General features: G+C 49.1%; 11 protein-coding genes. 4 read left to right on the forward strand and 7 right to left on the reverse strand.

Annotated elements, in window-relative coordinates; genetic code table 11:
* Window positions 1-83 precede the first annotated feature (83 nt).
* Window positions 84-464, reverse strand: a complete 381-nt coding sequence (locus tag ACJ2PR_RS29030) for a hypothetical protein (RefSeq protein ID WP_446870580.1) — start codon at window positions 462-464, stop codon at window positions 84-86.
* A gap of 390 nt (window positions 465-854) precedes the next feature.
* Between ACJ2PR_RS29030 and ACJ2PR_RS29035 the strand changes: the two genes are divergently transcribed.
* Window positions 855-3,083, forward strand: coding sequence for a tetratricopeptide repeat protein (locus ACJ2PR_RS29035; RefSeq protein WP_446879584.1), 2,229 nt, complete (start codon window positions 855-857; stop codon window positions 3,081-3,083).
* Between the two features lie 788 nt (window positions 3,084-3,871).
* Here ACJ2PR_RS29035 and ACJ2PR_RS29040 read toward each other — a convergent pair.
* The 4 genes from ACJ2PR_RS29040 to ACJ2PR_RS29055 form a co-directional block, all read right to left on the reverse strand.
* Complete coding sequence (locus ACJ2PR_RS29040) at window positions 3,872-4,219, reverse strand: hypothetical protein (protein ID WP_446879585.1); 348 nt, start codon at window positions 4,217-4,219, stop codon at window positions 3,872-3,874.
* A 323-nt stretch (window positions 4,220-4,542) separates the two neighbouring features.
* Entirely contained in the window at window positions 4,543-8,928 is a 4,386-nt protein-coding gene (locus ACJ2PR_RS29045; RefSeq protein ID WP_446879586.1) for a CHAT domain-containing protein, read from the reverse strand.
* Window positions 8,925-9,704, reverse strand: a complete 780-nt coding sequence (locus ACJ2PR_RS29050) for a DUF928 domain-containing protein (protein WP_446879587.1) — start codon at window positions 9,702-9,704, stop codon at window positions 8,925-8,927. Before ACJ2PR_RS29050 ends, ACJ2PR_RS29045 begins: the two co-directional genes overlap by 4 nt.
* 34 nt (window positions 9,705-9,738) lie before the next feature.
* Window positions 9,739-11,655, reverse strand: coding sequence for a CHASE2 domain-containing protein (locus tag ACJ2PR_RS29055; RefSeq protein ID WP_446879588.1), 1,917 nt, complete (start codon window positions 11,653-11,655; stop codon window positions 9,739-9,741).
* A 468-nt stretch (window positions 11,656-12,123) separates the two neighbouring features.
* On the opposite strand from ACJ2PR_RS29055, the gene ACJ2PR_RS29060 reads away from it, so the two are divergent.
* Entirely contained in the window at window positions 12,124-14,523 is a 2,400-nt protein-coding gene (locus tag ACJ2PR_RS29060) for a hypothetical protein (RefSeq protein WP_446879589.1), read from the forward strand.
* A 207-nt stretch (window positions 14,524-14,730) separates the two neighbouring features.
* On the opposite strand, the gene ACJ2PR_RS29065 is transcribed toward ACJ2PR_RS29060, so the two are convergent.
* Together ACJ2PR_RS29065 and ACJ2PR_RS29070 are read right to left on the reverse strand one after the other, a co-directional pair.
* Entirely contained in the window at window positions 14,731-15,831 is a 1,101-nt protein-coding gene (locus tag ACJ2PR_RS29065; RefSeq protein WP_446879590.1) for a Get3/ArsA fold putative tail anchor-mediating ATPase NosAFP, read from the reverse strand.
* A 147-nt stretch (window positions 15,832-15,978) separates the two neighbouring features.
* A complete protein-coding gene (locus ACJ2PR_RS29070) occupies window positions 15,979-16,125 on the reverse strand; it encodes a DUF454 family protein (RefSeq protein WP_446870588.1) in 147 nt (48 codons plus the stop codon).
* A gap of 773 nt (window positions 16,126-16,898) precedes the next feature.
* Between ACJ2PR_RS29070 and ACJ2PR_RS29075 the strand changes: the two genes are divergently transcribed.
* The gene (locus ACJ2PR_RS29075) at window positions 16,899-17,888 is read left to right on the forward strand and encodes an HMA2 domain-containing protein (RefSeq protein ID WP_446879591.1); all 990 of its coding nucleotides are present in this window, start codon (window positions 16,899-16,901) and stop codon (window positions 17,886-17,888) included.
* 608 nt (window positions 17,889-18,496) lie between these two features.
* The gene (locus ACJ2PR_RS29080; RefSeq protein ID WP_446879592.1) at window positions 18,497-21,256 is read left to right on the forward strand and encodes a cation-translocating P-type ATPase; all 2,760 of its coding nucleotides are present in this window, start codon (window positions 18,497-18,499) and stop codon (window positions 21,254-21,256) included.
* Window positions 21,257-21,288 lie beyond the last annotated feature (32 nt).

A 21,288-nucleotide genomic window follows, 5' to 3' on the forward strand; every position in this document is an offset into this window, starting at 1 on the left:
GTCCCTCACTTGTGGGGGATTTAGGGGGCGTTTCCGGATTCGCGCAGGAAGTCTAATGAAATGTAAATGAGATTTGAGTGTTTTTAGACGTGGTGTACATGATCGACCCACAAAGCAAGTTCAAGGCGATCGGACTCAAGACCTGCGATCGCTTCAGAGGACAATGACTCTATCTCTAGAGGTTGCCAGCCCTTAGTCGGACTCACCGCAAACAGCATTCCGCCCTCTTTGAGCGCCAATAAGACCTGTCTCGCCGTTTCTCGCGTCACGCTGGCATCTTGAGCAATATTTCCGACAGCGATCGGCTGAGTCGGATTACAACAATCGAGAATGTTGAGCGCCAGTTGGTAGGGTTGGTCAAGGTAGGGGCGCACTCGCGCTTGTAGTGCTTGTGGCAGATAGCGACGAAACCAAAGGAGAAACGGAGTCGCTGATTTGATCTTGTTGGTGCTGATTTTATTCATGCGCTCAAGCTCCTAAAAGGGACATGGCTAGATTGTCAGTTGGTTTTGACAAAGGGGACTGCGTGGGTTTCAGTTCACGATCGTTCATTGAATCACGACTATTCATTTTCTCCCCAAAGGATAGAATGCATCCCCGTAGGATGAGAATACCTCTTTAGGCAGACTGCTGCATCTTTTATTTACAAATTAATCAATCAATAGATTTCGTTAATTTCTCCATAATCGAAGTATTTACGTTTCGTGGGGGTGGTTTGGGTTAGTGGTGCGTTTTGCATGGCTTAACACACCCTACGGATCGATGATTTTGTCCAAACCATTCATTAACAGTCGGGAACGGAAACTCTTAATGTCGTATCTACTACTGATAGATAGCCATACTTTAGTTCTGATATGCCTTATTTATTGCGGTTTAACTGTCTACTTACTTTATTTGTCTTGGTTGGTGTTCAGAATGCTACTTTGATGAGCGATCGCGGGGTTGCTCAGTCGGTTCCTCCTTTGGTTTGCGCTCCCGATCAGTCGGTAGAAAGTCGCATCTTGACACCATCAGAGCAAGCCCGCGCCGCATTAGATAGTAGAGATAGCAAAGTAACTTTTGAGAAACTACAAGAAGCCTTGTCGATCGCGCTGCAAGTCGAGCCAACGTTGATTCACCCCGATCTAGTTTCGCAATGGCTTTTGAATGATGGTAGCAGCTCGACTCCTCGATTTGAGCGATTGATCAAACTAGCGGGCAACTCACAATCAACGCAACTGCGATCGACCTTAGATCAGCTATTCCAAATTACTCAACGGCTCTTTCCGACCCATAGTTTGATCAAAACTCGCGCACTGGCAGCGATCGCTCGTCACTACACCACGCTAGGTCAGCCCCAAACCGCCACCAGTGCCCTCAATCAAGCCCGTGAAGCCGCCCCATTTATTCAAGGAGCAACCTTCAAGGCAAAGGGCTTACTCGACGTTGCGGAGGGATCTGTAATGCTCTCTCAACCTCAAGCGGCACAGTCCATTCTTGAGCAAGTAGAAAAAACAATTCAACAAATACCTGCTGCACAGTCCACTCGACTAGAACTTTTGCAACAGCTAGCCGCGATCTATGCCCAGTCAGGAAACTACGCCAAAGCGAAAGATGTTGCTGCAACCTTGCCCAAAAACTCAGAAAGTCAAGCGATCACACTGCGCGAAATTGCCAATGCCTACAGCAACGCCCAACAACTCAACAATGCAGAACAACTGATTGCCACCATTACGAACCCGGCTCAGAAAACAATGGCACTCGGACAGCTTGCCGTTGGTTATGACAAAGCAAAGCAACCAGACAAAGCCACTCAGCGGTTTCGGCAAGCACTGCAAGTCGCCAAATCTCTCACGGCTAAGGGTGAGACATCGCTGCGAGAACTGGTCATACGAAAATTGGTGACAGACTATCTCACAGTCGGGCGACGCGACGAGGCCAAACAGCTTGCACAAACCGATTTGACCTTCTTTCAGCCAGAAGCCTTTAAAGCAATCATGGCGGCTGATATTCAGGCAAAACGACCCGATCGCGCCACGCAGCTTCTGAGCCAACAGTTGAGCCAGATTCAAAATAAGAAAGATGATTGGCAAAGAGCAGAACTAGCCGATCTCATCAGAACTGCCACAGAAGCTCAGTTGTTTGATTGGATTTTACAAGAATGGGCGCGCATTTCTACGATCGACTATGGTCTACAAGATGAACAGATCCAAAAAATTGTCGAAGCCTATGCTCAAAGCGGACAACACACCCAAGCCTTGAACTGGGTCGAGCAGTTGCCGATCGCCAATCGTTCTTTGTTGCGGGTTAAGTTACGTGCTACGATCGCGCTCATTGCTCATCAGTCTGGACAAACCGCCTGGGCAAAAACCCTCCTTCAGCAAACTCAACAACAAATTGAGCCTCTCGCAAAAGCTGCTAGTGAACGAATTAAACGAGAAGGCGGCGATATCTCTCAACCGATCGACCTCAAATACATTGGCGTGGGAGCGATTGCGCTGACGTATGCTCAAATGGGAGAAACTGAGACATCGCGCCAACTGCTTGAGCAAGTCGTTCAACTCAATGCCAGCGCAGGTGATACAGGCATCGGGGGACGCATTGACAATCCGTTTACATTGTTTTTGAATGCAAAGCAGGCGATCGGGGCACTCCAACTCGCTCAGGGCACTCAAAATCCCGATGGTCGAGAATATCGCCTACAGTCTGCTGCAACTTTATTGCTCAACCAAAATCGCTTTGATCTAGCTATTCCGATTGTTGATCAACTTACACCAGAAAGGCGCAAAACTCAGCTACTTCTTGCGATCGCACAGCGCTATGTTGAACTTCGTCAATCTGATCAGGCACTGCCAATGTTGGATCAGGCTTTTAAGGTAGCGCAAACGATTCCAGGGGATGAGTCACAAGTTGATCGTCTAGGGGCAGAAGGTGGAACAATCATCGACATGACCGACGATCGCGGGAGTTTGTTGGAAGCGATCGCTGTAGAGTATGCCCGACTAAAGCAACCTGTCCAGGCGCAAAAAGTGGCTAACACACTACAGGACAAGAACAATCGTGAACAAGCACTACAGCTAATTCAGTGTGCAGCAAGAGCGTGATCTTTGAGTGTGAATTCGATCGATCTCGACATCAAGCGAACTTCTGGACGGCGATTCGCAAGAGCCTTCCTGCGTGAATACCTGTCGATTAATGTTAACGTCAGTTCGACGAATGCTTCCCGCTCTTCGAGATAGCCGCAAGGGGTCGCAGATCCAGAAATGCCCCCTAAATCCCCCACAAGTGAGGGACTTTGAACTAGAATTCTTCTCTAGCCGTGAACAACGAAGCGACAAACTCTCATCGAATTTACGTCAATGTTAGCTTTGCAAGAACCTTCGGAGGGCATCTATGATTGTTGCAGGAAGACTATTAGGCGGCTAACTACAACTCGCTCCGACAAGGACTGATTGACGGGAGCATCCCAATTGTGTAGCACAGTCTTTCTGCCCTCACCCTGACCCTCTCCCCCAGGAGAGGAAACAAGAGATCTGACTCACCTTCTCCCCAGGGAGAAGAAGGGCCTACCGTGTACACACAAGTCGTTGTCGCTTCGTTTCAGGCGGCTTCAGCCCCCTAAATCCCCCAGGCTGGGGGACTTTGACAAAGGAAAGATTTCCAAAGTTCAAAGCCAGGACGACGGCTCAAAGTCCCCCATTTTTGGGGGATTTAGGGGGCGAAGGCTCTCAGCAATAACAGATCGATCGACGTGTGCGTACACGGCAGGGCTGGCAAAGCTCTCGCCCCACTTCGTGAGGAGGGCAATCCGAGATTTTGCACAATTGGGATGCTCCCTGATTGACCGACAACACTGCAATGAAGGCGAATCAGTCAATCAGTCAGCAACGCCTTATTTTTGACGCTGGCGAACTAGCACTCGCATTACGGTTCCCGGAATCGGCGCAGGTAACAAGGGACTCCAATCACTCGCCTGGGCAAAGTGTCGAGCGTGGAGGTTTTGCACAGTTTCATTGACACCCTCGACGGAACCAATCACCAAAACCCGCAGCGCTTCAAACTCGTTTGATTGAGGAATCAACGTTTTGGGCAACAGATCTTGTAGTGGAGTGGGAATCGCATCGTGAGAAGGAGATGTGAATGGGGTGACGAATGCTAGATGACGGTCTTCAATCGATTCGAGAATAGACCACAGTAAATTGCACAGCCGAAAGCCAGCGCTCAAAAACGCTTTTTCCATGATCAAATAACTCCAAAATGAGTTTCAGGGTTGTTTGAACGCCCAAAAACTAGTCGCCCCGACAATCAGCGCAAGTCAGAGCGACCGATGGAGTGGTAAGATCCTCCATTAGCCCTCTTGACTGGGAAGATCAGTCTTGTGGGTTAGCCGTCCTCGGTTGCTGTGAACAGCCTTGGGCGGCGACGAACTAGATTTTGGGTGTTCGGGGCTATTTTATCAAACAGCCTTAAGTTGAGAGAATATCGGGGATTGGGCGGCGCGTCAAGTAGTTTGACAAAAGTTTAGTGGTGATGGTTGGTCAAAAGTTTAGTTGTAATGCTCGGTTACCACGGACTTCCGATCAGGGTGAAGGCAGACCAGTAGTAGGGGTGAGACAGCCGATCGCTGACGATCGAGAGATCTGTAGGCAGGGGCGATCGTCCACCTGACCAGATTAAATCACCCGACTGTAACCGGACTGTTCCTTTAAGCATTGCGATTTGCGCTCTCCGCAGTCCTTCGGCTTTGATTGGGGCTTGCTGCAATTGTTGATAAAATTCTGCCATGAGTCCAGAAGTGCCTTCGTCGCTAACATTCCACAAGCTTGCTAACGCAGATTTTACGCCTGCCTGCACCGCAAATCCGGCAAATCCTAGTTCGGCATCTCGGCTCCCGACCGCCATTCGACAAGCACTGAGAACTAACAATTCGACAGGGGGTGTGTTCCAACCGAGTTGTCTAATTTGATCGAGGCGCAGTTTGGTATCGCTGAGTTGAATGTAAGAGTTGCCGATCGCCCCTGGTAAAAATTCCCCATGAGTCGATAAGTGAATGATGCCAAATGGTTGTTGTTCACGTTTGACTTTGAGATTGTTGAGCGTGAAGCTTTCGTTGAGCAAAGTATCGCCAAACCACAGTTTTTGGATAGTTGATAGCTCGATCGCAACAGACGGTAAAGGATTTTGATCTTGAAACTCAGAGGCTCCTGCCGCAAGGACTTCAGCATTTTTTAAGCGCACAAACCGAGTGTCTGTCAAACTAAGACTGGGCATAATGCCAACACTGTAGTTCTCAATGATGAAACTTTGACCATCGTGAAGGGCGGCGATCGGCATTAGTCGCAATCCAGAATCTACAATAAACGCCAAATTTTGAATGCCATTAGCTTTAAGCTCAGACTCAATCGGAGCAATCATCCATTGATAAAGCTGTTGGGCTGAAGTCAAGTAACTACGAGTGCGCGTCTTACTCGGATCAGAGACCTCGTTGCGAAATTGTTGGGCGGTTTTGAGAACGAGCGATCGAGTAGCGGCTGAAATGCGTTTGCGAATGGGTGGTTTTGTTGCAGTAACTAGCAGGATTTCTAGTCGATCGCTCTCTGGTTGACCTAAGTCTACTCCTGGCGTTTCTGGGCTAAAGGTCAGGTAAAGTAGCGCTGGTTTGACTCCTGTCTCTGACTGAACTTGCAGCAAGTTGTTTTGAGCTTCTGGTAGCGTAACAGTGGGGGGAGCCGTGGGAAGTGTCAGGTAGTTGGTGAATTCGTTGGTGATGGCAGCTTCTAGCGGAGCCAAAGTGGAGTCAATCAAAAGGGACGGCGGAGCAGCATTGGGCAACTCCGTAACACCAGGAGTCCGTTGCTGAATCTCAGGCACACCGGAAATGTTAGATTGAATCGTTGAATTAGGCGCGATTGGATTCACTACCAGATTCGCACTAGGATTTACGATTGGAGTCACCACCGGATTCACGACTGGATTCACAATTGAATTAGACACTGCGGCAGTCACAATTTGAATGTCAGCAGGAGGATCGCCTAACCTGAATAAACCTGTCACCGATCGCAAGGGTAATTGAGTCTCATTTCCCGTTGTAATAGCGCCCACTGTGCCATTCGTTGTAGCATCTCCAATCATAAAAGGAGTGTTTGGTGAACTACGATTAGCCCGAATCGAAATAGCTCCGCCGCGAAGACCTCCAGCCGTCGAGATACTAGAATCGATGCCATTGCGATCGCGAAAGGCTCCCAACGCCCGGAAAAAGCTGTCTGTGATAATGTCCACCTTGCCGCCGATGGCTGCCCCTTGAGCATTGATCGACTGCACAACAATATCCACTGCTGGATCGAGGAGAACGTTACCTCCATTTCCAACCGTAGAACTAGCGTTCAAACTGCCTGTGGTGATGCGATCGCGAGCAACGAGTGCGATGTCTCCTCCATTACCAACTGTGCTACTAGAATTGATATCGCCAGCATTAATAGAGTTAGCTTGCAGGTTGATGCTTCCAGTTCCAACAATGTTGAAGCCTTGACCATCAATTGCTCCCAGTGTTCTGATCGTGACAGGTGAAGTAAAGGTAAGGTTATTGGCAAACGTGATTGAACCATTGCTCGTAATTCCCCCGATCGTCACTGATCGAAATCCAGGAACAAGGGCTTGCAGAAAGCTTTGGGAGAGAAATTGAGCTTCTGAATTGTTGCCAAGCTGAATGTTGAGTGTTGGGGTGAGGGGTTGTATGAAAAGATTGCCTGTGCCGGAGAGTGAGAGTGGCGACAAGCGATCGGCGGTCAGATTAATGTCTCCTGCTTCTGAAGTGATTGTTCCAGTCCCTCGTGAATCTGAGAGGGTTGCAATTCCAGAATTGCCTGTGCCCGTCAGATTGATTGTTCCGCCTGCTGAATTGACAGCACTATACAAGCTAATGCCACTCCCATCTGTTCCGTTCGTGGTGCCGTTGACTGTGATGGTGCCGCCTCCCGAATTAATCGGGGCAAAGCTAATCACGCCTTCTGCTTGTTGGCTCGTGCCTGTGAGGGTGATATTGCCACCTTGAGAGGTCACTGAGTTGCTGATTGTGATTCCTACACCCCCAACTCCTTGAGACCCAGCCGACGCACCCAGGGTAATGTTACCGCCCCCAGAGCTAATCGGAGCAAAACTAGCGATTCCTGTGCCATCTGAATTCGTTGCTGTGAAGGTAATGTTGCCGCCCTGAGATGAGATTAAGTTTGAGACTCTGATAGTAGAAAGCGCTTCCAGCCCAGTGGACGTACCCGTGAAGGTGATGTTGCCGCCGCCAGAATTGATGGGCTGAGAAACTACGATCGCCGAGGGCACCCCATTGCTCGAACCATTGACTGTAATATTGCCGCCTGCGGTCGCGATCGGTTGACTAATTGCAATTTTGCCATCCCCGATACCATTACTGTCGCCATTCAAAATTAAGCTCAGTCGATTGCTCGTTGAAGTAATACTGCTATTAAGCGTAATGTCTCTGACGGCATCTAATCGTAGGGTTGCATCTGTTCCAGCCGTTTTGCTAATCGGTGAGTTTACTAGAATATCTCCAGCATCATTTCCAGCAGTATTCGTTGTAATCGCGACAGAAGTTCCTGCGTTTAAGGCAGTGTTAATATTTGCGACATCAATTTGATTTGGGCCGAGTGGCATTCCTCCAATTGGAGCGGTAATGGTGATGTTTACGGGGTCAATCAGCCAAGTGCCACCCAATCCATTCACCGCGCTGGCATCGGGCGTACTGGTGAGGTTGAGAGTTTGGCGGCCAGAGGTTTCAATTAAGCCACCGTTACCCGAAATCGAGCCGCCTCTCGCTGTGAAAATACCGTCTAAATTGGCGGTCTGATTTGCCCAGGCGATGATGGTTCCCCCGTTGCCTTGAGTCATGCCATCTGCTCGAATGATAGAGTTGCGATCGACCCAGGTTTCTAATGCAGGCACCGTCCCTTTGCCCTGATAGTCGCCTCCAATCCGAACAGTCCCGCCACCCTTGATCCCAGAAGCGTCGAGGTTAGCAGAAATGAGCGCCACTCGATCGCCCAACACATTGACCGTTCCTCCTGTTTGCCCTGTGACGTTTAGCGTTCCCGATGCGATCGCCGTTCCCGAATTAGCTGGAATCCGCAAGCCTGAACCCGTTAGCTGGATCGTGCCGTCAGAATGGGTCGTGACTCCGGTGGCATTGATGACCCGATCGCCCGTCAAAAGTTGAGGCAAGGTCGCAGACGCGATCGGCTGAAATTCTAAGCTTAGTAAGCTGCCCTGTTGGGTGAGGCGAACGAGATTTGAGTAAGGGATGGCGGCGATCGTAATCTGTCCTTCTGGAGCGGTGAGCGTTCCCAGATTGAGAACAGTGCCACCGAGAAAGGTTAGGCTTTGTCCAGGTTGTACGGCGAGATTACCCAGGTTCGCGATCGTGCCTCCTGTCAAAAAACTAAACTGATTGGGACTTCCGAGCAACGCTGCGTAGTCATTTGACCCAACCGAATTAAACCACCCTCCATTTGCAAATCCGATTCCATTCGCTGTCGTCGCTGTGAATGCAGCAGGCACATTCAAACTAGCAGTTGGATTAAAAATAATTCCCGCTGGATTGATTAGAAACAGATTAGAAATGCCACCGCTAACTTGAATCAATCCGTTAATTACAGAAACATCGCCACCGACTACACGGCCCAGAATATTACGGATTGCAGGACTAGATAGAAAATTAGCCACCTGTCCTTGATCTAACCCAAAGCGATCGAAGCTCTGAAACAGATTTGCCCCATCTCCAGAAAGCTGACCTCCACTGATGTTTAGCTGATTCCCGTTGGGTGTGACGATCGTTCCGGTGCCGTCGGCGGCAGGGGTAATCGACTGGGCACAAACCATCGAAGGAGCCAGTAAAAAGCAACCGCTTAACAGAATCAGTATTTTCTGAACGACGCTCATTTTGCACCTTCACAGCATTGAACGATAGGTTTGGTTGCGATCGCTTCTAAATCTACAGTCTTTAGCAAAGCTGTCCATTCGGCTGTCAGTTGAGAATCATTAGAAGAGCGGCGTTTGAGGTCTGCAAGCGTTGTGACCGCATCTTCCCAAAATCCGGCTTGGGTATAGAGGCGCGACTGTTGCCCGGTTTGCTGAATTTGCTGCATTAAACTAGATTGAGCCGTTAGACGTACGATCGCACCTGACACAAACTGATTTGTAGACGCATCTTGGCGATCGCACAATACGACAAAAGTCCAGTGATAAGATTGATCGATTTTTAGGGGGGCTTCGGTCGCCGGGAGACGAACGCCAATCACTCCAGCAGGCGCATTGGTCAGTCGCAGAACGGTTTGCTGTTGGACGTAGTTGCGATCGGTCGGATCGGGGTCATCTCGCCTCAACTCAGCGGGGCGATCGGGCGTGATTGCATAGGGCACATAAAACCAGAGCGTGGGATATTCAGCCGTCGTCGTACTCACCAAAAAGCTACTTCCCGCAGTTTGATAAAGCGGAATCAGGGCTGTGAGAGGTGGATTCATCGCTTGACACGTCCCACTGCGAATGGCGGCTCCCCGACGGCGACCTGCGGCAGGAGCAGAAGACGGACGCGAAAAAATGGCTCTGACTCGATTAAAAAAATTGACAGACTGCCCCTGAGCCGGGAAAGGATAAAATCCAAAGACTGCGATCGTGAAGGCTAGAAGCGATCGAGATAATACCTGATTCAAAATCATGATGACCCCGCAACGAGTTTCAGGAAAAAATGCTTTACGCAGGCATAGGTCGATACTTCTTTACCTGATATTGTCGAATGGTGACATACATTGCACCTGCACCTGTCAATACCAGCGACAACACTGAAGGGATTAGCGGCACCCACACAGAACCCATAACTAAAAACCCCCAACAACTCACCAATAGAATCACGATCGCACCTCCTCCTGCCAACACCAGTCTGATTGGTTTATGAATAAAATAAACGATCGTGCCGCCCACCAATCCCCAAACCAAAATCCAAAGTGCATCTCCCCACGGGGCCCAAACCGTCAGCAGTGAGCGCCCATCCAACACCGCACTGAGAATCTGACTCACCATCTGCGCCTGCACTGTTACGCCTGGAAGGGTTTGATAAGGAGTCGTGTGGTAGTCGTTTACGCCAGAAGTCGCCGTTACGCCAATCAGAACAATGCGATCGCGCACCTCTTTTTCGGAGAGCTTGCCTTTGAGAACGTCTTCTACAGTGACTCGTTGAGCCAAATTTCTCGCTCCGTCTGACGTGGCCCGATAGTTAAGTAACGTCTGATAGCCTGATGCGTCGATCGCCTGATAACCATTACTAAAAGCGCCGAGTCGAGGAAAAACCACCTGCCCCAACTGTAAATTTTCTTCAGAAATCAATGGATCGCGATACGCAATCTTACCGCCAGACTGGAATTCTAAATAACGCCGAGCTAATACCAGACTGAACGCTTGAGTCGAAGCACAAGAAGCATTCGGAACCGCTTGCTGAGTCAATAAATGTCGTCGGACTCCGTTATCTTGATCAAGCACCACATCGCCAAATCCTACCCGTTGAGAAGACACCTCTGGCGGCGGCGCAACTCCAGAATTGATAACGGACTGCTGAGTATCCGTTTCAGGAACTTTACAGAGGGCAATCAAACGATCGCTCCTGAGTTGTTTTGCTAAAGAGACGGGATCAGCTTTGAAATCTCGGTAGATATCTAGTCCAATCAAGCGAGGCTGATAGCGTTCTAGCGTTTCAAGTAGTCGAGCCAGGGAGCGATCGGACAGCGTACCTTTTCCTGATTCGTCGCGTTGGAGTTGTGCCTGAATGTCATCATCGGTCATTTCTATTACTAGCAAACGAGAATCCGGCGGCTCAGTGGGGCGAAGCTGCATGAACTGGTCATAGGCTTTCAGTTCTAACGGTTCTAAAATGCCTAAAAACCGAATGCCCATAAGCAAAATGGTGACGATCGCGCTCGTTAAAACGACTGTTCGGGGCGTAGGCTGCAAATGAGGCGACTGACGGCTGGTTGTAATGTATTCGACTTGTAGATCAGTCGGTCGGGGACTTTGAGTGCGCCCTTGTTTGAGCCATTCTTCTGACTGATTTAAATCACTGCCGCGCAACAGAAAACTGGGATCACGCTGCGATCGCTGCCATTCAATTGCTTTCATCAACAGCCGAGTATGGTTGCGAACATAGGGTAAGTTAGTCTCGATCGCAGTCACTAATCGCTGAACAGCCGTTTCAAAATCATCACTGTCGCGCATCAAAACCCAATTGTGAGAACTCATTGCCGGATGAACGAGGGCTGCATCAACTTCCTGATACAAAATAGGAACCAGCCGCTTGTTGTGTTGAATGGCGTGTTCAATTTCTTGAGTACACACCGCCGACGCGATCGAGGTTGGACTAATCACAAAAACAAACGTGTGAGCCGATTCGATCCCGGCTTCGATCGCTTTCCACCACTTTTCAGTCGGGAGAATGCCTTGCCAATCGACCCAGGATTTTTGATTTAATCGACTCAGCGCTGCGTGCAAATTTTGAACAAATGCCTTGTCTCGTCGCGAATAAGAAATGAAGACAGCAGGTGTGACTTCTGACAACGCGGGATCTGAAGCAGGATCTATCGCCTGATTGCGAACGCGCCGAGGGGAAATACGGGGCAACATAGGGGGTTAGGGAGACGCACAGGATTCAAAGCGTGGACGAGCGGGTTTAAGGGTCAGCAAACCCATCTTGCAATCAGAGCTACTCTCAAGCGTAAATTGATACCCGATCGTTGGCAACGATAGCGCTCCTTCAATATGCTGTGTAATTTAGTACCAATAAAAAATTAGTGACGAAGCCGTTACACAATTGATTGTGATTTGTATCGTAAAAACTTACTGTACGGTTAAGGTTTTTGTGCCTGTTATGGCTTGAACTAATTGTACTAAAAGCAAACTTGGCGATGAATAAAAACCGATGTAACAGACCAATGTTCTGCCTTGCAGCTTTTTATGATATGAGGTCACAGTGAATATCTCTACGTGGCTACCAGGATATTTTTTATCGCTAATGATAACCTTTGATACAGGTTTCTGAAAAGTCGTGAAGGGGAATGCTTTCATAGAAAGAGACATTTGGATGAGTAGACCATGATCAGACTGCGAACAAAGTTGTTGGTGTTGGGCGTGTGGGTGGCGTTGGGGGTGAATGTTCAAGGCGTGTCAGTGACGCAGCGCGAAGTGCAAATTCCGACTCCAGAAGTGGCCGTACAGCAGGCAGAAAAGATGACCCCGGAGGCGATCGCACAAGTTGAGATTGATGAAGTGATTCGCGATCGATTACGATTTGATCCGCAGTGGCAACCGATTTTACAAGCGATTCGAGAAGATATGATCACGCTAAAATGGGGCGACGGAAAACTCAAGAATCCAGTTTGGCAACGCTACGGTGAAAAAGCTTATCCATTGTTGGAATACTACAGTCATACAGGCGATGAAACTCGTCAAGCCTATGGAATCGCTGGAATTATCAACTTAGGCAAACCCTACACAACGCTGTGGCTCACACAGCAGATTCAACGTCGCGCTGGGGGCTACAGCTTTGAGCTAATCAGAAGTAAGCCTGAGACGCTCTATGGGCCCAATTCCTACGAAAGTGAGGATGAGAAGGTTTGGCAAGAACGATTTGGCTTAAATGATCCCCAATTTCGAGCAAAACTGATTCAACTCGCCAAAGCAAACTTAGAACCGCCCAATTCATCTCGCTATTACAATCAGTTCAATTTAGCGTTGCTCTCAGTGTTGACTGACCGTAGCCCCTACGATTCGCCAGAGCAAGAAAAACCGATTCCTAATCTGTCTCAATGGACGAAGTTTGAACGAATCACTCAACCCACTTCAAATCAAATTCAGCAGGCGATCGCAACTTACCGTCAGCTTCCCACAGATGCCAGAGAATACATTCTAGTCAAGCGATTGGGCGAGGTAAAGGCTGGGAAAATTTCGGTGCTGGGTAAAGGATTGCTAAAAGCGATCGCAACTTCTCAAGACTCCGATCGCATGTGGGCAATTGCCGAATTAGATCGACACGGTGATCCTCAAGCCTCAGCGCAGCTTCAACAGATTCTCAATGGCGATCTACGCGAACTGCATCAGCTCACTAAAACCGTTTTTTACGGATTCACGCAAGATGGACTCGATCGCGGCCCTCACGCCTATTATCTTCTGGTGGGAATGGCTCAAAAATATCCGCAGTCAAAATTCATTCAGGCTTGTAAAGAGTATGGGAATTTGACGGGGCGATCGTACTTTGGGGGTGAGTCTCGCAGTCCGCAAATTTTGGCTCAGATTCGCAAAAAAACCGCCGCCCAAAAAACACAAGCCTGGACAACCTGGCTGAGTCGTTACGCAGATCATCCAGGTGCTGACGACGCGATGGATTTTTTGGCTCGAAGTCTACAATCTCAGGGCGATATTTTGGGTGCAATGCGCGTCTGGCTCAAGCTGATGACCACGCCCACCGGGGACAATGACGCTCGTTATTTAGCCTATCCCCATGTACGAACACTGCTGGATGTCGGCCTGTCTGCCGAGCAGATTCAAACGTTGTTGAATGAGAAAGAGACGGCTGAAATTTCACCTTTGCTGCAATATGCGTTATCGGTAAAGTATGCCCGATCGCACAATTACGCAAAAGCATTAGACACGTCAGAGCAATTAGATCTCACAACGATGCCAACTCGCATTTTAGACAGTTATTACAGCGCAAACTGGGCTTGGTGGGATGATACGAAAGCGAATCAAATTCAGAAAGAAATGCAAACGATGTTAACAGAGCAGCGACAACGCTGGAGAGATCTTCTCGCTTTGCAAAAACAAAACACGGTTGAGTCACGCTACCAGATTGCCTCCAATTGGGGCGGAGCAGGCGGCTGGAAAAATGGCTACCTTTCCCTCTGGGACGAAGGCCGCACCTATTACTTACCGATGACTTACAGCACGAGTACGCGCTATCCCGTTGAAGACAACGATCGCTGGGATTGTCGCTATTGGTGGGTCTGTGATCTCGGCAAACGGGGAGAAACAACCGTACGAACCGCCTATCAAACGGCGAGTCAAAATGCAGTCGCGATCGCACTTTATCAACAGTTATTAAACGATCCCAAAACATCACCTGCAATCCGAGAGAAAACGCTGTATATGACGGCAATGACACTCTTATGGCAATGGGAAAATCACAACCCTGACGAAACGCTGCGAATTCATCCACCAGTAGGGGTGCCAATGGGAGGTAAAATCATTGATCAATACAGTGGCGAAGCGTCCCCTAATATTGAAAGCGTCTACCAGAGTCGAATTGACGGCATCATTACCGAACTACAGGTGAAGTTTCCCAACAGTGCTTATACGGATGATCTGCTGTTTTCCAGCTATTTTCTCAGTGGTCGATCGACGTATCTCAAACAGTTAATTGATCGATATCCCACCAGCGATCGTGCTCAAGAAGCAAAGTTTCTATTAGCGCACCCAATCGCCAATCGAACTTTTTAGTCCACGGTTAAAATCAGACCGCACACTAGAAAGCGTTGGATGTGATATCGACCGTAACTGCCTGGGGAGAAGATGCGATCGCTCGATCTCCCCGGCATTGCTGAACCTAGATATGAATCGTTGAGACTGGAAGTTTGGAAGTCTCCCAGAGTTGGGGTTGGGAGGCAAAAGTCCTAAACATCAAAGCAAAAAATTATCGAACTCAGGCTAAAAAGTAACCACCAAATAGGGAGCTTCAAACTTGCCCAACTGGATGGGCTGACCCCGAAATTCGGGGGGTAAAAAGATGTTGCGTCGCTGGTCGCCTGCTTCGATCGTCAACTCAGATCCAAATTGAGTCAGCTTCACCTGCTTTTTGGTAAATCCTGGCAAAAATACCTGCACCTGCCGCTGTTGTAGATCAATGGTTACAGGTTCTGGAATGGAAGCCGTCGCCATAAAATCGGGAAGCGCCTTGATGACTTCATCCCACGCTTCTGAGTGCAACTTGGGTAGAGCATTCACGCTTAGAGGCGCAAAGGCGTGTTCTAGTTCAAATAGTTCGCTCTGAGAATTTGCCACCAAAACGCCGCTGACTCTCAGATTGACCTGTTGAGCACTTCCCCAAAGCCAACGAGCTTCTGCGATCGCGCTCGGTTCATCAGTGGTTATCAAATAAGCGGTAAGCCTTTGAGGATCATTCACCACGGCAACTCCTTGAGTAATCCATTCCCGAATGCGATTCATTTCCCGTTCCAGTTTTTTTGTATCTACGTTGGCGGTAATCAGGGCACTGGCGATCGGGCCGCCGATCGAGTCAGCAATTTTGCTTAAGTCGATTGCCTCAAATACCTGACGAAACCGCTTAAAGTACCAGTCCAAAACATCGGGCACTCCCAACAGTCGCAGCGTTTCTAGGTCGCCCCGTCCGTTATAAATAATCACATCATAATCACCACTCATGTAGTACTGCCGCAGCGCATTAAACGCCAGCACACTGTCAAAACCCGGTAAGATAATCAACTCGCCAGGATACACTTCCTCAGAAAACGAGGGAATCGGAACATACAACGCAATCAGTTCTTTGAGTTCTTGCCAGGACTGCTCTAATAAAACGGTGGTTTGTAGTTGGACTGCCTCTAGTTTGGGCGCGATGACCTGGGGCTGGGCTGTGAGCGGCATGTTGAGAAGCAGTTCGGCAGCGGGATTGGGGCTGTGCGTGACTAGTAGAACGCGCTGTTGGCGTTGAGCAAACCACTTGGCGGTGGCGATCGCGATCGGAGTGTGCCCCACGCCTGCCTGACCCAAAAAGGTGATAATTCTGCTCATGTGGCAATCCTAAATTATGGATAGGAGCATGGCGGAATGAGGTCAATTTAGTGTTGCTAAATGAGTCGGTAGAAAACTCCCCTAGAGAACCGGGTAGACAGGGGTCGCCATCATGACCTAACTAGCAACACTCCGCATTCGTCTAGACTAGGGTTCTAAAGAACTAAAGCAAGCGGCCGCAGCGATCAAAAAAGGAATGCCAGGAACCAGAGGAAGAATGACCCCAATCACGCCAAGGATTGAGAATGCAACTCCAGCAGCAATGCGTCCTGCGTTTCTAATTTGCTTAAACATTTTGCAGTCACCCGATAAAGAATCTGTGTCTTTAGCGTACCAGAAATTGATTTATTTGAATAACCCTTTTAATAAAACTCGTATTCATTTTTTCTCACCTCAGTATTGACTACACTTATATTAATCGACTGAATTTTCTAGCCTTAAATCTGATTAATCGCGATCGTGCATTCGATTCTCATGACTCTATCGTTACGATTAGTAAATCCTTTATCTTTGTGATATCTAACCATCAATTATCTATAGATAACTCCCACATTGATTAGAACAATCAAAAAAGCTGAAAGCCCGGACAACCAGCCTCATCCCTTATCCCTCATCCCTCATCCCTCATCCCTCACAGCCAACATCGATCGCCACCGCCAACCGCTCAAATGCATTAAATTCTAAATCCATCGGCTGCCCAAAACCCACCCTATCAGCCCCAAGCTCGGAGCTTCATTCTAAGGTTGATTTTATGTAAGAAGGTTGACGACTGTGGTTAATACAGACGGTTAATACAGACTGCAAATAGAGCGATCGTAGCTTTGTAGCGCTCACAGTCGATTATCGCGTAGAAAATGAAGCTGCACTCAGAATTATTAATTTCTTAACATCGTGTTTTTCTGGCATCTTTTAATGTTCACCAGACTATAAACTATCTATTCTCAATTCTCAATGATTCATAGACGAGAGCCTGGGTTGAGCCAAAGAATTGAGAAACTCCTCTGGTGCAATCAAACTTACTCCAGTTGATATGATCAGTTTATTCCCAAGTTTTTATAGAAAATCCATTGGAACAGATCGGCTATCAGATTGTTCATGCGATCGCAGGACGGATGCGAATCAAAGCTTTCTGGCTGGAGACAGACCCGGAGGCCGCGGTAAAACTGCACCGTCAGATTGAATCGCTCAGTTTTATTACTAGTGTGAGACTCAATCCACTGGCGCAGTCGATCGTCTTGACTTACAAAGCTAAAGCGATTTCTCTAGAAGAGGCGCAAGCGCAATTAATCGATCTCATTGAGCAAGTTAATCCCGTTCCGCCGCCTGTTGAGGTTGAGCCACCTATTACAGAAACAACGCCCTTAGAAGCGCCTCCTACTCCTTCTAGCCCTGCTGCACCTTCGTCTCCTAAAACTTCAGAATCCGTTGCTAACACTGCCATTCCTTCTCCCTGGGACGAGCCAGACTTAGAGACCGCAGACATGCAGCTTCATTCAACCGCCTCCCTCGCCAAACGGCTCAACACCACATCTCAGGCGATTACTCAACGCAGAACCAAGCCCAATTTTGATGGCTGGACGCAGGTACAAGACCCCGATGGCGTTGCCTGGAACTATGATGAGGCATCTCAATCTTTTAGTCCGGCTTCTAGTTCGATCATGCCCTTAACGCAAGAAACAGCGCCTCAGCCCAAAGCAGATCACCCCCCAGAAGGGATTGAGGAAGACCTGGAGCCGATCGACGAAATCCTTGGAGCAGATCTAGGCAAAGAAGGGGCTAATGAAGTGCAGCCTCCCGCAGAAACCCATGTAGAAATTGAGGAAACCGTGGGCAGTGTTGTAGGTGAAGTGTTGCAAAATGAAGCGGGTCGATCGCAAGGGACTGTCATTGAAGCCGAAGTCGAACCCGCAATGTCTTTGAGTCACCCGCACAAATCCGCACCATCCCAAGTAGAACCCTCTGACAAAACAGTGCCCCTGACTCCGCCCAAACGACGCAAATCCACAAAGTCATCGGCAAAGGCTCAATCCCCTAAAAAGCCGCGTACTCAAAGCTAAACTCGCGAAACTTGCAATTCTGAAGCTGAAGATTCCGATTTCTTGGAGAGGTCGGTTTTTTGCAGTGAGGTGTCCGATGCTTTCCTAGTCGGCGCATTCGTTCGGGTAGCGCGATTTGAACCATCCGCCCAAACTACAGGTTATTGAATCCTCGACCTTTAATCAAACGTCATACCAAATCAGTTTGTTAAGGCTACAGCTCCTTCGCCCCCTAAATCCCCCAGTCTGGGGAACTTTGAGAATCCGAGGCTGCTTTGGCTTGAAGTCCCCACAAGTGGCGGATTTAGGTTGCTCTCCAAGATCTGTAACACTCAAAGATCAATTTGATATTAGTTCGATGAACGTCTTCGCGTCGCTTACAGATCTGGGAACGTCCTCAAAATCCCTACGAGTGGGGGACTTTGAACCGAAAATCTGGTCTAAAAGTTCCCTAGAATTGGCAGCTTGAAGGACAGAAGCACTCAAGAACGCCGTGAAAAAACTGGATCAAATTCACGTTCTGCTGCGGCATCTCTATGCTTAATACTAATTAATAGTATTCAACAATGTCACTCAGGCACTATAATTAGGTGCTAGACGGATTACAGCATTTCAGGAAACTTAATATCATGTCTTCCATGTTAGACTCGCGCGTTACTGAGCCAGTCGCAGCCGTGGCTTGGCATACGTTGGAAGCGGAGAACACGCTCCATAAGCTCAAGAGCGATCGCACCTCTGGTTTGACGAGCCGAGAAGTCAGCGATCGTTTGGCAAAATACGGCTCCAACGAACTTACCGAATCAGCAGGGCGTGGCCCGATCGAAATTCTCTGGGATCAGTTCAAAAACATCATGTTGTTGATGCTGATCGCGGTCGCAGTCATTTCTGCCATTTTGGATGTGCGAGAAGGCTTTACGACGGGCAAATTCCCCTTTCCAAAAGACGCGATCGCCATCTTTGTGGTCGTGATCTTAAATGGCGTTTTGGGCTATCTGCAAGAAAGTCGGGCCGAAAAAGCACTCGCCGCCCTCAAAGGGTTGTCTTCTTCGAGAGTACGGGTGATTCGAGACGGCAAGCCTAGTGAAATTGAATCCAAAAATCTCGTTCCGGGCGACGTGATGCTGCTCGAAGCGGGGGTGAAAGTCGCGGCAGATGGGCGTTTATTAGAGGTGGCTAATCTGCAAATTCGAGAAGCCGCTCTCACCGGAGAGGCCCACGCCGTTAACAAACAATCCACAGGAGCCTTGCCAGAAGATGCACCCCTGGGCGATCGCATCAATCTAGTGTTTGAAGGGACGGAAGTTGTCCAGGGACGCGGAACGGTTCTCGTAACAGAAACGGGAATGCGAACGGAATTAGGAAAAATTGCTCAAGCGCTTCAGTCGGTCGAAACTGAACCTACGCCGTTACAAAAACGGATGAATCAGTTGGGCAATACGCTGGTGACTGGAGCGTTGATTCTCGTTGCGATTACCATTATCGGCGGCACACTCTATCGTCCCAGTCTATTTGAAGAATTGGTGAAAGTCTCTCTGAGTATGGCGGTTGCTGTCGTTCCAGAAGGGTTGCCTGCCGTGATTACGGTGACGCTGGCTTTGGGCACCCAACGCATGGTTAAACGCAACGCTCTGATTCGTAAACTGCCTGCGGTAGAGACGCTCGGATCGGTGACGACGATCTGTTCTGACAAAACGGGGACGCTGACACAAAACAAGATGGTTGTGCAGGCGGTCTATACCCACGGCGGCGCGCTCAAGGTGACAGGTGAAGGCTACAATCCCGGTGGTGACTTTTTGAATCGAGACAAGCTAGTTGACCCCAATAATCAAGCTGACCTGCAAGCCCTTCTACTCGCCTGTGTTCTTTGTAATGATGCCGTGTTGCAAAAAGAGCAAGGAGAATGGAGCATTTTGGGCGATCCGACTGAAGGCGCACTGTTGGCACTAGCGGGGAAAGCTGGATTAGATAAAGGCAAAAAAGACCGCTGGCTGCCGCGTGTGGCTGAGTTTCCGTTTTCTTCAGAACGCAAGCGAATGAGCGTAATTGTGGATGCTCAGGGGCACCGTCACGAATCAACGATGGGGTTGGCGATCGTCGATAAAAATCGAATGCCCTACTTCATGTTTACCAAAGGGTCGCCAGAATTGACGCTGGAGCGCTGTACACACATTGAAGCAGGCAACCAGATCGAGCCTCTGAGCAATGAACTTCGCCTGCAAATCGTTGATCAAAACAACTACCTGGCAAGTCGGGGACTGCGCGTTCTAGGGTTTGCCTACAAAACGCTCCACGAAATTCCTCCCGAATCGTCTGAAGACACCTCCGAAGCGGGCTTAGTCTGGCTAGGACTGGTGGGTATGTTAGATGCGCCTCGTCCAGAAGTGCGGGATGCGGTGGCGCGGTGTCGGGCGGCGGGCATTCGGGCGGTGATGATTACAGGTGACCACCAGTTGACGGCGCAAGCGGTTGCCGAAGATTTGGGAATTGCTTTGGCGGGCGATCGTGTTCTCACGGGACGAGAGTTAGAAAAGCTCAGTCAGCCCGATCTAGAACAGCAGGTTGATCAGGTGAGTGTGTTTGCCCGCGTTTCTCCTGAACACAAGCTGAGAATCGTCCAGGCACTCCAACAGCGCGAACATGTGGTTGCGATGACTGGAGACGGCGTAAATGATGCGCCCGCGCTCAAACAGGCGGATATCGGGGTGGCAATGGGCATCACAGGCACCGATGTTAGTAAAGAAGCCAGCGATATGGTGCTGTTGGATGATAACTTTTCGACGATCGTGGCGGCGGTCGAAGAAGGGCGAGTCGTCTACATCAACATTCGGCGGTTTATTCGCTACATTCTCGGTAGCAACATTGGGGAAGTGTTGACGATCGCGGCTGCTCCGTTAATGGGATTGGGCGGGGTGCCGTTGTCGCCGCTGCAAATTTTGTGGATGAATCTGGTGACGGATGGTGTTCCTGCACTGGCTTTGGCGGTGGAACCCGGAAGACCGATCGTGATGCAAAAGCCACCCAAAGATACCCAAGAAAGCATTTTTGCAAGGGGTTTAGGCTCTTACATGGTGCGGATTGGGCTGGTGTTGGCGGTGGTGACGATCTTTATGATGTCCTGGGCTTATGGCTACACCGAGCAGGTACAGGGCGGACTACTGGATCGCGATCGCTGGAAAACAATGGTGTTTACTACGCTATGTTTGGCACAAATGGGTCATGCTTTAGCGATCCGATCGAACACTCGACTCTTTGCTGAAGTGAGTCCCTTCTCAAATCCCTTTATGTTACTGTCGGTCGTCGCCACGATCATTATGCAGTTGATGCTGCTATACATCGAGCCATTGCGAAACTTCTTTGGAACCCATTATCAACACTTCGGACAAAATTAAGCAGCGATCACGCCGTAGGAGCGCAGACTTTC

It is taken from the genome of Phormidesmis sp. 146-33 (assembly GCF_052939515.1).

Bases quoted from the DNA above. Each gene is read 5' to 3' on its own strand.
- ACJ2PR_RS29030 (WP_446870580.1), bottom strand. From the start codon at position 464: ATGAATAAAATCAGCACCAACAAGATCAAATCAGCGACTCCGTTTCTC.
- ACJ2PR_RS29035 (WP_446879584.1), top strand. From the start codon at position 855: ATGCCTTATTTATTGCGGTTTAACTGTCTACTTACTTTATTTGTCTTG.
- ACJ2PR_RS29040 (WP_446879585.1), bottom strand. From the start codon at position 4,219: ATGGAAAAAGCGTTTTTGAGCGCTGGCTTTCGGCTGTGCAATTTACTG.
- ACJ2PR_RS29045 (WP_446879586.1), bottom strand. From the start codon at position 8,928: ATGAGCGTCGTTCAGAAAATACTGATTCTGTTAAGCGGTTGCTTTTTA.
- ACJ2PR_RS29050 (WP_446879587.1), bottom strand. From the start codon at position 9,704: ATGATTTTGAATCAGGTATTATCTCGATCGCTTCTAGCCTTCACGATC.
- ACJ2PR_RS29055 (WP_446879588.1), bottom strand. From the start codon at position 11,655: ATGTTGCCCCGTATTTCCCCTCGGCGCGTTCGCAATCAGGCGATAGAT.
- ACJ2PR_RS29060 (WP_446879589.1), top strand. From the start codon at position 12,124: ATGATCAGACTGCGAACAAAGTTGTTGGTGTTGGGCGTGTGGGTGGCG.
- ACJ2PR_RS29065 (WP_446879590.1), bottom strand. From the start codon at position 15,831: ATGAGCAGAATTATCACCTTTTTGGGTCAGGCAGGCGTGGGGCACACT.
- ACJ2PR_RS29070 (WP_446870588.1), bottom strand. From the start codon at position 16,125: ATGTTTAAGCAAATTAGAAACGCAGGACGCATTGCTGCTGGAGTTGCA.
- ACJ2PR_RS29080 (WP_446879592.1), top strand. From the start codon at position 18,497: ATGTCTTCCATGTTAGACTCGCGCGTTACTGAGCCAGTCGCAGCCGTG.